Consider the following 13285-nt stretch of genomic DNA (forward strand, 5'->3'; position numbering starts at 1 on the left):
TGATTTAATTTATTGTCAATCTTCCGCCAGCCGTCGCCGAAACTAATAATTTTCATATCGCCGGAAATCCGCGCGCCGCCTCCGCGCTTTTCCGCCTGAGCGTAAGCCGGTGCGGTGCATTCAAAACACATGACCGCACTTAATGCCAAACAAACAATCTTCATAGTAAATTCAGTTGCTTTCTTGGTCATAATCATCACCCGCGTATAAATAATAAAATAAGAGAGTTCTATTTATATTTTAACAGAGGGGGAAGTTTTTCTCAAGTGTTTAAAGGCCTAATTAAAAATAGGACTTTGGGCCTAATATTAAGAAGAGGAATAAAAATCAAAAGCGGCGGAGCCAAAAGCCCCGCCGCCGCTTAAAACCATACGCACGACACTATTATAAAGTAATAACGTAAAGCAGGTTTGTATCGCCGCGCGAACCGAAAGGTATGCCGGCCGTAACCACCACTTGCGCGCCCTTTTCGCCGAAATTCAATTTTTCGGCCGAGGCGCGCGCTTCGCGTTCAATATCCTCGAAATGTTTTAAGTCGTTAACGCGCATTGCCGTAACAGCACAAACCACGGACATCTTTCTGGCGACATCAACATGAGGCGTAAGCGAAAGTATCGGCAGACAAGGCCGCTGACGGGCGGTTCTTAAAGTCGTCGCGCCGGAATCGGTAAAGTTGATTATAAAGTCGCTCGTCGCGATTAAATTGGCGACTACGCTTGCCGCCTTAGTGATAGCTGAAGCGGAAGTGCTGTCATCGCCCAAGCTGGCGGTATTTGCGCGCATATTGTCTTTGAACATCGGTTCGGATTCAATCGTTTTTATAATGCGGCACATGGTGCTGACGGCTTCCACCGGGTGAAGACCGCTGGCCGTTTCCGCCGAAAGCATGACGGCGTCCGCCCCTTCATAAACGGCCGTGGCTACGTCGGAAGCTTCCGCCCTGGTCGGGTTTACGTTGTTAACCATGGATTCCAGCATCTGCGTCGCCACTATAACCGGCTTTCCGGCTTCGCGGCATTTGGCCACTATGCGCCTTTGCATTACGGGTACCTTTTCCGGGCTGAGCTCAACGCCCAAATCGCCGCGCGCCACCATAATAACATCAGAATATTCGATTATTTTATCCAAATGGTCAATGGCCGAAGGTTTTTCTATTTTGGAAATTATGCCCGCTTTCGATTTAATAAGCTGCCTGGCAAAAACAACGTCTTCCGGCTTTTGTACGAAGGAAAGCGCAAACCAGTCTACGTCCAAATCCGCCGCCTGGCGGATATGTTCCATATCCTTTTCGGTCAAAGCGGAAATCGGCAAAGACACATCGGGCACGTTAACGCCTTTATGATTGGAAAGTATGCCGCCGTTAATAACCTTAGTGGTTATTTTGCCGGGCTCTACGGCGGTTACTTCCACGCGGATCAAACCGTCGTTAAAAAGCAGGATATTGCCGGGCCTGACGGCTTCAAAAATTTCTTTATGAGGCAGATTTACGCGGCGTTCGTCGCCGGGTTTTTCGTTTAAATCCAAAATAAAAGTCTGCCCGTCTTTTAAAGTTACGGCGTCGTTTTCAAAAACACCTACGCGCAGCTTGGGGCCCTGTAAATCAAAAATTACGCCCAAAGCGCAGCCGTATTTTTTTTCAATATCGCGGATTATTTTTATTTTTTTGGCGTGTTCTTCAACGGGTGCATGGCTCAAATTCATTCTAAACACCGTCGCGCCGGCAAGATAAAGTTTTTCTATAAGGTCCTCGCGTCCGTCAATGCGTCCGAGAGTGGCCACTATTTTGCATAAATTCGTGTTTCTGTACATTAGTGTTTCCTCGTCTTAAAATCTCAATATATATTTTAGCTTAATAAGAGCGTTCCTTCAATGAGGCCCAAAAGCCCCGCTATTGATTTTTAGGACAGTTATTCTTAAAATAGTTAAGAAAGCTTTTTAATGTCTTTCAGGGGGTAAAATGCGAACCATACTTAAAATTGTAATTGCCCTTTGCGCCGTTGGGGTGCTTTGGGGATTTTGGAATACGCTTATAAAAAGCGGGGGGGAAAGATCAGCGGCGGTGGATGACTTGATAAATACGCAAATTTCTTCAAAAGAAACCGCGGAGGGCCAAACCGAGGCCGCGCCTGAGGAAGGGCAAACAGAGCAGCAATCCCAACCCGGAGAGGAGGAAAAACCGCAATATAATTATACTTTCAGCGGTTCATCCGACGAAAAGAACAATAATATAGAGGAACTGTTCATCGACGGCAGCGCACAGCACAACTATGTGGACATAACCGGCGGAGCGGCTCCAGCCGGCAAAAAAGCGGCGGCCGCGCCTAAAGAGGACAAAAGGAAATACTTTTCGAACGAAAAACATCAAAAACAGTTTATAGATTTTGATAATCAGTACAGAAAACGGAAAATGAGCAAGGACGAGCTGTTTTCCGAGCTTATGGACGCCGTATATTTTGACGACCTTCCCAAAGCCTTGGCCCTGATAAACAGGGGCGCACCGGTAGACTCGCCGGAACGCAACACGGAATTTACGCCCGTGTTTATGGCGATATCAAACGGAAGCGAAAATATGCTCAGAATGCTGATAGAGCAAGGCGCTTCAATAGAAATATATGACGACAAAGGCTACGCCCCCATACACCGCGCCGTAACCGGGGAAAATTACACCGCCTCCGCGCCCTATCCCGCGGAAAACATAATAGAAGTGCTTTTGGAATACGGCGGGGACGTAAACTATCCCACAAAGAAAGAAGGCGCGACGCCGCTTATGATAAGCGCGCAGGAACACAAAGCCAATATAATGAGGTTCCTGATAGATTCCGGCGCAAATGACGAAATCAAAGATAAACAGCAGCACACCGCGCTTGATTACGCAAAAAATTACGAATGCACATCCTGCATGAGAATCCTTTTAAGCTGATGGATAAAAAACTCCTTGCATTTATAAAAATACGACCGTTCCCAAAGCGGCCGTATTTTTATTTATCCCCAAAAACAGCGCGGTATTTTTAAAAGGAAGAATATCATCCAGCCTTCTTTCCGCGGAAATCAAAAAACCGTTTTTTAAGGAGTAAGCCGCACCCGCGCCCCATCTGCCAAAGTAAAACAAACGGGCCCCGGTCAAAGGGGAAAATCCGGCACTGGGGGAATAAACGCCCCCGGCGTAAAATCTTAAAACAAAACCGTAATTCTTTACGTCAAGTTTATCTTCTCCGTCTATAAACTCCCGGTATGTAAAAGAGCCTTCCGGCGGAATATAGAAGGATTTGCTTTCCGCGGCCTCGACGGAAGAATCGGCGCGGGCCGAAGACTCCGTTTTTTCGGGAAGGCGGGCTTTATAAGTCAAAATGCGGTTTTTAAGCGTTAGAGTTCTTTTTAAATCCGCCTCCAAAACATTATTTGCGTCGGAAGCTCTTTTTAAGGCTTTCCGCTCGCAATTTAAAGAAACAAACAAAAAAAGGCTTAAAAGAGCCAGCGCAAACAAAAGAAGATTCTTCATTTTATAAAAGCCTGCCCGCACTTTTTTAAATCTCTAAACGGAGTTCCCAAAGAAATATGAAGCCAGCCCGGCTCAGATATAAGCTGGCCGAAATGCAAATCCGTGCAATTTTTGATTTTAGCGAAAGCCTCGTCCAAACCGACGTTTAGGGGAATAAAATCCGCCGCTTCGCCTTTCAAATGCTGGGAAGACGCGCTCCCGCCGACAAAAGAGTTTAAAGCCCGGCATCTGTACGCGCTGGTTATTTTAAGCGGGGAATTTAAAATCCGCCTGACGGGTTCAAGCAGATAAAAACTTAAAGCGGTAAGTTCCGGCAGGCGTTTTTCGCCCTCAAGGCTGTTTAAAGCTTTAAAATCATGGAAAGAAGTAAAGACAAGTTCCTCAAAAGAAAAATGCGGAGATATTTTTATCATAAAGCCTCTTTAAAAAAACCGTGGTTTTACGGTGGTTTTTCAGGCTCTCCGCGTTTTTTTATCATACTTAATTTATAAATTTTAGTCAAACGGCCCCCGCAAACCGCTTTTTTTGATAGAATAAACATATATATATTCAATAAGGGGAAAAATAAAAATGTTTCGCAAAGATAAATTTTATAAGTATTTTACGTTAATCTGCGCGCTGGCTTTTTTAAGCGCATGCGGTAAAAAAGAAGCCAAAAAAGCGGCGGAAGAAGCACCCAAAGTATGTACAAACACTTGCAAAAGCTGGGAAGTAAGGACGGATTATCCCGAATGCAAATGCCAGCTGCCCGAATATAAACTGCCGGACGCCAAATTACAGGCGGACCTTATCAACGCCGCTTTAAGAGGCGATTTGGCCTTCATCAAAAAACAAATTGACGAAAACCATATAAACCCCGATTCTTATTTGGGCCTTCAGGAAATGGAAAACCTTTTGGCTTTCCGCGAGAGCATCTCAAAAAACAAATTTCTTTACAAAAATATAAAAAGAACCACCGACGATCTTACAATGGCTTACTTGGCCGCGACAAACAAGGATAACGGCATACACGTTTTGCAGCTCTTGCAGGAAAGAGGAGCAAATTTCAACAAACCCAGCATAAAAGGGCAGCTCCCCGTGGAAGCGGCTTTGGCAAGCTACAATATAAAAGCTTTGCCCATGCTGCTTGAAAACAGCAATCACGCGAATATCTTTGCGGCGGAGCAAAATTATCTCGCCGAAGCCGTGGAAAGAAACGACGCCACCACAACCAAAGCCCTTATAGAGTACGCGGTCAAAAACAATATTGATGTTTCCGATTCTCTTCCTCCGCTGGAAAACGCCATAAAGGCGAGGAAAAAGGATATCATAACGCTTCTTATAGACGTAACAAAAGCCGATCCCAACCAAACAGATTCAAAAGGCAACCCGGTGCTTTCAGACGCGGCGCTTACCGGCAATAAAGAAATTGTAACAATGCTCCTGCTTTCCGGCGCGACGGTGGACCAGCTTAACGTAAAAGGCCAAACGCCTTTAATGATTCTTATTGAACAATCCGGCACGAATTCCGGAAACATGAACGATATGGCTATGTTCCTTATCGACAACGGCGCGGACGTAAACGCCGCCGACCTTAAGGGCGAAACGCCGATTTTCTACGCCGTAAGAGCAAAGAACGAACAGCTTATAAAGAACCTTATCGCCAAAGGGGCGGACATCAACGCAAGGAACAATAAAGGCGAAAGCGTACTCTTCTACGCCGCCGAAAACGACGACAGAAAAATGACGAAGTTCCTTTTGGACAACGGCGCAAGCGCCAGGCTTAAAAACAGAAAGAAACTGGACGCTTCAACCGTCGCCGTTCAAATGGGCTTTATGGAAACTTACGATATTATAGAAAGCTATAAATAAATATGGACAGAAAAGATTTTAACAAAGAACTCAATCCTTCCAGTTTAAAAGATATGGTCCGCAGGATGGGCCCTCTTATAAGACCTTATTGGTTCAGAGCGCTGCTCGGCATAGCCATGACAATACCGGCCGGCGCTTTGGACAGCACGGTGGCGGTATTCCTTAAATACTACGTAGATAACGTAGTTGTAGCCAAAAACGCCACTTGGGCCGGTTATATACCTGTACTTATTATATTGTTCACGGTTGTGCAGGGCGTACTTAATTTTTCCTCAACGTATTTCAACAGCTGGGTCGGCACGAAAATAACAACCGATTTAAAAAAGAAACTCTACAAAAAACTGCTTACCTTCGACCCTTGTTTTTTTGACACCCACAACTCCGGCGACGTTGTTTACCGTTTCTATACCGACGCCGATACCGCCAGCACCACTTTGATAAGCAGTATAAAAGATTTCCTTACCAGGTTTTTCTCTTCGGTAGGCTTGATTTGCGTACTATTCTATAACTCTTGGCAGCTTACCATAATAGCTTTAATCGTACTCGGCGCGGCTGTTCTGCCGACCCAGTACGTAAGAAAGAAAATCAAGAAAATCACCCCCAAGATAGTGACGTCAGGCTCCGACGTTATAACCTCTTACAACGAAACCTGCAACGGCTATAAAACCATTGCCTCTTACAATTTGCAGGATTACCAGCTTAAAAAACAGTACGGCATGCTTGACGAGATTTTCTCCCTTAGCATGAAAATGGTCAAACACACCAACTGGCTCTCGCCGGTAATGCACATAGTAATTTCTTTCGGTGTGGCCGGCGTAATTTGGTTCGGCAACAGCCTTATTATAAAAGGCACCATAACCAGCGGTAACTTTGCCTCTTTCATAGCCGCGCTTTTAATGTTATATACGCCTATAAAATCAATCGGCAACAAATATATAGACATTCAAAAAGCCTTCCTGGCGATAGAGCGCGTTTTTGAAATGATAAACTTCAAGCCTAAAATAAAAAGCGCGCAGGAATCCGTAAAAATAGACGGCATAAAAGAAAGCGTGGAATTTGACGATGTAGTCTTTGAATACAAGCCCGGCCTGCCGGTTTTGAAACACGTTTCCCTTAAAGTGCCGATAGGCAAAACCATAGCGATAGTCGGCAACAGCGGCGGCGGCAAAACCACGCTCGTAAATCTTCTGCCGCGCTTTTATGATACTACGGACGGAAGCGTAAAGATAGACGGTTTGGACGTTAAAAAGATAGATTTGCAGTCTTTAAGAAAGCATATTGCGGTTGTGTTTCAGGATAATTTCCTTTTCAGCGGCACCATAAGGGAAAACATCATGATAGGCAACCCCGAAGCGACCCAAGAAGACTTGGATAAAGCCGTTCAAAGCGCGCATTTGGAAGATTTTATAGCATCCCTTAAAGAAGGCTTGGATACTTACGTAGGGGAAAGGGGGGTAATGCTTTCCGGCGGGCAGAAACAGCGCATCGCCATAGCGAGAGCTTTCTTAAAACAAGCCCCCGTCGTAATTTTGGACGAAGCCACCAGCGCGCTGGATAATAAATCCGAAGCCATAGTCCAAAAAGCCATAGACAATCTTATGCGCAACCGCACGGTGTTTGTGATAGCGCACCGCTTAAGCACGGTGCAGAACGCCGATAAGATAATAGTAGTAAACGAAGGCACAATAGTTGAAAGCGGCACTCACGAAGAACTGATGAAAGAGGGCAACGGCGCATACAAAGCGCTTTATAACGCCCAATTCAAAAAGAAAAAAGAGGTTAGTGATGAAAAATAAACACAAACTTTTTATCAGTATGGCCAAGCTTGTGGCGGAACAATCAACCTGCGCCCGTCTTAAAGTAGGCGCGGTGCTTGTTAAGGAAAACCGCGTAATCAGCATAGGCTTTAACGGGGTTCCCTCCGGCAAAGAACATTGCGAGGATTACTTTAAAAACATTTATGAAAGGGATTTTACCTCAAAATACGCCACTTTGGAAGATTTTTTTAAAAGCCCGGATTTTTACCAAATACACGGGGCGTTTTCCAACGATAATGAACTCCACGCGGAACAAAACGCTCTTTTATTCGCCGCAAAAAGCGGCATAGTTACGGACGGGGCGGATTTATACATAACCTTTTCGCCCTGCGTACACTGCGCCAAGCTTATAATAGCTTCCGGGATAAAAAAGGTTTTCTTTTCCGAACTTTACGACCGTTCCGTGGAAGGGGTAAACCTTTTAAAGAAAAACGGAGTGGAATGCATTCATTTGCAGGAAAAAGATTTGTTATAAAAATATTAAACGTACAGGTGTAAAAAACTTATGAAAAACAATACCAATCAGCAGAAAATAAACGAAAAGGGCGTCCTTGACGTCCTTGAAAGCAAAGTAAAACTTTATAAAAAACAAATAGCTTTAACGGCCGGCATCGTCGTATTGGTGGCCGCGGCCGCGGGCTTGATATCCCACTTAAAAAACCAGGCATATCAAAAGCAATGGGGGGATTTGTTCTTGGCGGAACTCCCGATAGCAGCCGCTCAGGAAGGCGAAACGCCGGATTTATCCCAGCTTGAAGTTTACGCGGCGGCAAATGAATCTTCCCAAGCCGGGGCTTACGCCGCTTTGACGCTCGGCGACGCTTATTATCAACAAAAAAATTACGAAAAGGCCGAAATATATTTTAAACAAGCCATCAAAAACGGCAATAAAGATTTACAGGCGATAGCGGAAAGTTCCCTTATAGCGGTTTACGTCGCGCAGGAAGCATACGCAAAAGCGGTAGAGCAGGCCGATGCTTTTATAGCCAAAAATCCGGGCCATTTCGCTTTGGCGCAAGTAAAAACGCATAAAGCCTTGGCGACGGAACTTTCCGGCAAACCGCAGGAAGCCAAAGCTTTATACGCGGAAATTATCGAACAATATCCTTCCTCTTACAGCTCAGCCTTGGCGGAACTTCAATCAAGCAAAATAAAATAATATTTTAGTGCGCTTATAACACATTCGGGCCTGTTAAAACAGGCCCGATTTTTTTTACAGACGATATGTGTGGCGGTCTATTATCTTTTACAGACAAAAGCTGGGAGGCTGGTTTTCAATTAAGTTACATCTACCACCCGTTTTTACAGCGTTTTTTAGTACAGTTAAAGTTGGTGATTCTGGCTACGGTTACCCATTCTTCATAACCGTAATAGTAAAACTCTTCCCCTTGAATGCGGTTACAGGGAGGTGAGTATATTTTCCCGTCGGAACCGTAGTTATTATAATCACTTTTCGAACATTCGTCCCCTTCAACGGCCGAAGCGCATGGAAGTGAAGATAAACTTTCAAAAATACTCTTACATCCGTTAAGACAGTAAGGCCCGTTATAATAAATTTCACCGGGGCCATAACACCCCATCATAGTAGTTGTATAATAATAGCAATGCAGTACCCAAGCAAGGAAAAAATTTAAAATTGCCTAAATATTAAAGTTTGCTAGCCGTGAACACATAACTTAGACCGAGTTAAAAGGAATCCGCTAGAGGAATATATTACCTCTTGGAATAAGGACAGCCGCAATAATCCTGATTATATAAGGAAAGTTCTTTATTTACCGCGCGGCGCAATTCTTCCAGCCCGCCTTTACGCCAATTTGTAATATCGTAGGGTATGCCCTCAAGTTCCGCCGCCAAAAGCCCCGCCTTATTTACTTGGGCCATATCCTTATGGCGGGATATCCCCAAAACGGAGCTGAACACGTCAAAACCGTTCTCTTTGGCAAAAGACGCCGCACATCTAAGACGCATTAAAAAACACCTAAAACAACGCTCGCCTCGCTCCGGCTCTTGTTCATATCCTTTTACCGCTTCCGCCCAGAGTTTGGGTTCATAATCCAAAGAATAGAACTTTATATTATATGCTTGGCAAAGCCTTTTGTTTTCCTCAAGCCTTTTAAGGTATTCTGTCTCCGGCGAGATATTGGGGTTATAAAATAATACAGCAAAATCGCGTCCATCTTCAGCGAGTTTTTTTATAACGCCGCAGCTGCACGGCGCACAGCAGGAAAGAAGCAACATTTTATCCATATATTAATTATATCAAAGTAATAAGCCAAAAATCGCCTTTTCCCACTTTTTTAAGGCATTTATATATGCCAAAATCAAAATATCGCATTTTTACACAATCTTAGTTATGGAATTATAAAAGTTCTAAAACTGCAAAAAAAGACTTTTTTCCAAGATTCCTGCCAGTTATAGAATTATTATTATTCCACAATATTATACAGAAATCCGACATTTAAAAACAAAATTCCAATAAAAACTTAGACAAATAATAAAGATTTGGCGGCAAATTCTACAAAATCAGACGCTGTTTTTTAAGAGATAAAAAAAGATTTTCAATATTTAAATTTAGGGGGGATAATAACTTTTTCACTTTATAAATCAGCAACACATTTTAAGAGATAAAAAATCTTTTTTAGGCTATTTTTTATCTATGACATATAATTGACATATCAAAGCACAACGGTTTCACGACTGAGAAACAATCTTATTCACAGCTTTTGACATATAAATTTATTTTCCAAACATACCTTGACATAAAATTAATTTATTGCTATTATATGTCAAAAGCTGTGAATAAGCCAATGGGATAACTTTTAATGGAGCGCTTTCATGCAGGAAAACGACAAACAAATCTTTAAGCTGAGAATCAAACTTAAAACAGGCGAAGAATTTGAAGCCGAAGGCTCTCTTGATTTCATAGAACAGCAAAAAGAAGCCTTTTTAAAAATAATAAAAACCTCCGCTTATACGGAAATAGTGCAAAATATAGGTTATGGACAAAAAATAGTTCCAGAAACCGCGGTTACTTGCACACATCCCAAAGAAGGGGAACTTTTTATTTCTGCAGGGATTAATCCTGAAGCCGAAGATGTATGGGACGCTGCGCCGCAGGCGGACAGCAATTTAATTCAAACTCCGAAAGAAAATATTCAAAAATATTCACCTAAAACCGATATATGGGGCGTTCCCAAAATATCAGCTGCGCCCATATATGTAAAAGACGAAGAAAACCCCGCCGGCAAATACAGGCCCGCTTACTTCGGCAAAATGCCGCAAATTAGACCCCACGAGCGCAAAAAGCCGGTTAAACCGACGGAAACCCCTATCCCTAAACCGGAAGGATCCGTATGGGAAAGAATAGCATACCCCGAAGGGGAATATATAATAATCCGCCGTAAGGACAAAAGCCTTACCGCCGCGGACGCGGCTTTAATAATCCTAGGCGCGGCCAAGATATTCAGAAATGCGTCAAAAATGAGCGCGCTTGAACTTTCCAAATCTTTAAAGCTTTCCGGCTACCTGAAAGGAAACGAACGTTTGGATAGAATCCTCGCGCCGGAAATAAAGGATTCCCGCTTAGTTTATGAAGGCTCCAAACGGAACAGGGACTATATGATAACGCAAAGCGGTACGGCCAAAGCTTATACGGCGGCGGAGAGGGTTCTTCTAAACGGATAAAAATTGTATAATTATTTATCAATTAAATCTAAGACTAGGAAGGGAAACAATGAAAAAAACCTTACTTACTGCAGTAGTTTGCGCTTTGGTTTTAAGCGCGTGTACCACTCCCGGTAAAAGAACGGCCATAGGGGCCGGAGCCGGAGCTGCGGCCGGTGCTCTCGCCGGTGCGGTTATCACTCATAATACCGGCGGAAAAGCCGAAAAAGGCGCAATATACGGCGCTTTGGCCGGGGCCGCTTTAGGCGGAGGCGTAGGCAACTATTTGGACAAACAGGCCAAAGAACTCGCTAAAATAGCCGATGTTACCCGCACGGAAGACGGCGCAATAGTCGTAACTTTAAAGAACGAAATTCTTTTTGACACCGACAGCTCGGTTTTATCCTATGAAGCGGGCCAGACAATAATCGAACTTAATAAAGTTTTAAAGAAATATCCGGCCAATATCATCGTAGTGGAAGGCTATACGGATTCAACCGGCACCGCCGCGTATAATAAGACTCTTTCCGAAAAACGCGCCAAAGCCGTTTACGATTTTATTTTGAAAAACGGCCTTAAGACCAGCTCTATAAGCTATGTAGGCTACGGCATACAAAACCCCGTCGCCAGCAACTCCACCGCGGAAGGCCGCGCCAAGAACCGCCGCGTAGAACTCAACATTACCGCAAACAAAAATTTAGTTAAATAAGCGGTTTTGACTTTAAAGATGACGCCCCCGCCTTTAAAAGCGGGGGCTTTTTTACCCGCATTAACTTTTAAAGCTAAAGCGGGACGGCTAGTTTTAAGAAATTAACAGTTTTTAGTTGACTTAGTACAGCTTACGCTGCCTTTTACGGCTTTAAGAGTGCCGGTATTGCACCACATTCTCGTTGAGCCGGAGCAAGAAGAATCATTAGCCTTGCCCAGCCAAGATATCGCCCCCATATAACAATAAGCGGCGTAGCAGAGGCCGCCCTTATAAAAGAACTTAGTACCCTTCGTATCTCCACCGGAACAAGGCGACATTCCGCCGTAAACGAAGTTAAAGCACGACAAAAACAGCAGCAAAAAACACGTTTTATTGAGCGATAAAAAGATATTTTTTATATCTGACATTTTTTCCTCCCGTATAGTTAAAAAGCCCGCTTAAACTAACCTTAACTAAAGCAATGATATCTCATATTCGGCAGGCTGTTTTACGAGGAAAATTTATCAAAAAAAAGTCAACTGTTTTCGTCTTTTAACAAAACGCCCCGATGTACGACACAGCAGAAACTATAGTCTGTCATCCTGAACTTGTTTCAGGATCTTATTGTAAATAGTTACGGCAAGATGCTGAGTTACGACTCCTCAGCATGACGACTTAAAACATAAACTGCAAGAGTTTTATAGAATCGTGTTTTTTAACGTAAGAGAATTTAAGAAGCGTGGTTTGCCGATTTTGGCGCGGATTTTAATTTTTGACGAAGAAGGTACACTAACATAGACCGAACCTAAAAGAAAAAGGCGGAAAGCAAGGGGGAAAACATAGAAAGCCCTACAATACCATCAGCAAAGTGCCTATAGTAATAAAAATAACGCCTAAAATAACTTTCCAAGTTAAAGCTTCGCCCAGGATGAAATAAGCCATTATTACCGTAAACACCAGGCTGAACTTGTCAATCGGTACAACTTTTGACGCGGATCCGGCTTGCAAGGCTCTGTAATAAAACAACCAAGAAGCCCCTGTCGTCAAGCCCGAAAGAATAAGAAAAATCCAGCTTTTGCGCGTAATATCCGGGATTTGGCGGGAAACGCCTGTAAAGCAAACAATGCCCCAGGCAACTATAAGCACTACAAAAGTGCGTATTGCAGTAGCCAAATTGGAGTTAACGCCGTCAATGCCTATTTTGGCAAAGATTGAAGTCAAAGCCGCAAAAAAAGCGGAAAAGAATGCAAATACTGCCCACATAGATGAAACCTCCTTGTTCCTTTTTCCCATTATACCACACCTGTGCATCGCTGCATAGAAAAACAGCGCACTCCGTTTTCTGGAATGCGTTGTTTCATTTTGCATGAGGGTTAAGGCAGAACGATCTTCGGATCTTCCTCGCGGGCGCGATAGATCACAAAGCGGTTGCCGATGCACTGCACCGGCTCGGCGTTCGCGCCCTCGCAGAGCTCCGCAATCGCCTCGCGGGCGGAAAGCGGGCAGTTCTGCAGCACAGTGCCCTTGATCAGCTCGCGCGCCTCAAGGGCGTCGGAAAGCTGCTTGATCATGTTCTCGTTCACGCCATCCTTGCCCACGTGAATGATGGGCTCCATGGTATTGGCCAATCCGCGCAGATACGCGCGCTGTTTGCTCGTCATGATGTATTTCCTTTCTTGGGCTTCTGCCCCTTGAACCGGTTATTCTTCTCCATGCGCAGTCAGATGTATGCGCTGCGCTGTTTCCCGCAAAAGCAGGGAGATCGGA

Annotated in this window: 15 protein-coding genes; 7 read left to right on the plus strand and 8 right to left on the minus strand. The window is 44.1% G+C overall.

Annotated elements, in window-relative coordinates; all coding sequences use genetic code 11:
- The coding region (locus ACQY26_RS02215; protein WP_428047447.1) for a hypothetical protein at positions 1-191 on the minus strand (191 nt) is incomplete at its 3' end.
- 193 nt (positions 192-384) lie between these two features.
- The gene (gene pyk / locus ACQY26_RS02220) at positions 385-1809 is read right to left on the minus strand and encodes a pyruvate kinase (protein WP_428047448.1); all 1425 of its coding nucleotides are present in this window, start codon (positions 1807-1809) and stop codon (positions 385-387) included.
- Between the two features lie 148 nt (positions 1810-1957).
- Here pyk and ACQY26_RS02225 point away from each other — a divergent pair, with 148 nt between their 5' ends.
- Positions 1958-2920, plus strand: a complete 963-nt coding sequence (locus ACQY26_RS02225) for an ankyrin repeat domain-containing protein (protein WP_428047449.1) — start codon at positions 1958-1960, stop codon at positions 2918-2920.
- Positions 2921-2941: 21 nt separating this feature from the next.
- Here the strand turns inward: ACQY26_RS02225 and ACQY26_RS02230 are convergent, their stop codons facing one another.
- Positions 2942-3499: a hypothetical protein gene (locus ACQY26_RS02230; protein ID WP_428047450.1), complete on the minus strand. Its 558-nt coding sequence runs from the start codon at positions 3497-3499 to the stop codon at positions 2942-2944.
- Positions 3496-3912, minus strand: coding sequence for a D-Ala-D-Ala carboxypeptidase family metallohydrolase (locus ACQY26_RS02235; RefSeq protein WP_428047451.1), 417 nt, complete (start codon positions 3910-3912; stop codon positions 3496-3498). Before ACQY26_RS02235 ends, ACQY26_RS02230 begins: the two co-directional genes overlap by 4 nt.
- 157 nt (positions 3913-4069) lie before the next feature.
- Here ACQY26_RS02235 and ACQY26_RS02240 point away from each other — a divergent pair, with 157 nt between their 5' ends.
- From ACQY26_RS02240 to ACQY26_RS02255, 4 genes are read left to right on the plus strand one after another with little or no spacing between them, the layout of a single operon-like run.
- The gene (locus ACQY26_RS02240) at positions 4070-5350 is read left to right on the plus strand and encodes an ankyrin repeat domain-containing protein (RefSeq protein ID WP_428047452.1); all 1281 of its coding nucleotides are present in this window, start codon (positions 4070-4072) and stop codon (positions 5348-5350) included.
- 2 nt (positions 5351-5352) lie between these two features.
- On the plus strand, positions 5353-7146 hold the full coding sequence (locus ACQY26_RS02245) for an ABC transporter ATP-binding protein (protein ID WP_428047453.1): 1794 nt from the start codon (positions 5353-5355) through the stop codon (positions 7144-7146).
- On the plus strand, positions 7136-7642 hold the full coding sequence (locus ACQY26_RS02250; protein WP_428047454.1) for a deoxycytidylate deaminase: 507 nt from the start codon (positions 7136-7138) through the stop codon (positions 7640-7642). The genes ACQY26_RS02245 and ACQY26_RS02250 overlap by 11 nt, the downstream gene beginning before the upstream one ends.
- A 30-nt stretch (positions 7643-7672) precedes the next feature.
- Complete coding sequence (locus ACQY26_RS02255; RefSeq protein WP_428047455.1) at positions 7673-8326, plus strand: tetratricopeptide repeat protein; 654 nt, start codon at positions 7673-7675, stop codon at positions 8324-8326.
- Between the two features lie 554 nt (positions 8327-8880).
- Here ACQY26_RS02255 and ACQY26_RS02260 read toward each other — a convergent pair.
- On the minus strand, positions 8881-9414 hold the full coding sequence (locus ACQY26_RS02260; RefSeq protein ID WP_428047456.1) for an epoxyqueuosine reductase QueH: 534 nt from the start codon (positions 9412-9414) through the stop codon (positions 8881-8883).
- 588 nt (positions 9415-10002) lie between these two features.
- Here ACQY26_RS02260 and ACQY26_RS02265 point away from each other — a divergent pair.
- Both ACQY26_RS02265 and ACQY26_RS02270 read left to right on the plus strand, forming a co-directional pair.
- Positions 10003-10851 carry a hypothetical protein gene (locus ACQY26_RS02265; protein WP_428047457.1) on the plus strand — a complete coding sequence of 283 codons (849 nt, stop codon included), beginning with the start codon at positions 10003-10005 and terminating at the stop codon, positions 10849-10851.
- A 49-nt stretch (positions 10852-10900) separates the two neighbouring features.
- Entirely contained in the window at positions 10901-11539 is a 639-nt protein-coding gene (locus tag ACQY26_RS02270) for an OmpA family protein (protein WP_428047458.1), read from the plus strand.
- A gap of 101 nt (positions 11540-11640) precedes the next feature.
- Here the strand turns inward: ACQY26_RS02270 and ACQY26_RS02275 are convergent, their stop codons facing one another.
- The 3 genes from ACQY26_RS02275 to yhbY form a co-directional block, all read right to left on the minus strand.
- On the minus strand, positions 11641-11946 hold the full coding sequence (locus ACQY26_RS02275) for a hypothetical protein (RefSeq protein ID WP_428047459.1): 306 nt from the start codon (positions 11944-11946) through the stop codon (positions 11641-11643).
- A gap of 421 nt (positions 11947-12367) precedes the next feature.
- Entirely contained in the window at positions 12368-12781 is a 414-nt protein-coding gene (locus ACQY26_RS02280; RefSeq protein WP_428047460.1) for an EamA family transporter, read from the minus strand.
- Between the two features lie 110 nt (positions 12782-12891).
- The gene (yhbY, locus tag ACQY26_RS02285) at positions 12892-13182 is read right to left on the minus strand and encodes a ribosome assembly RNA-binding protein YhbY (protein ID WP_428047461.1); all 291 of its coding nucleotides are present in this window, start codon (positions 13180-13182) and stop codon (positions 12892-12894) included.
- Positions 13183-13285: the final 103 nt, after the last annotated feature.

It is taken from the genome of Candidatus Proelusimicrobium excrementi (assembly GCF_937881865.1).
GTDB lineage: Bacteria > Elusimicrobiota > Elusimicrobia > Elusimicrobiales > Elusimicrobiaceae > Proelusimicrobium > Proelusimicrobium excrementi.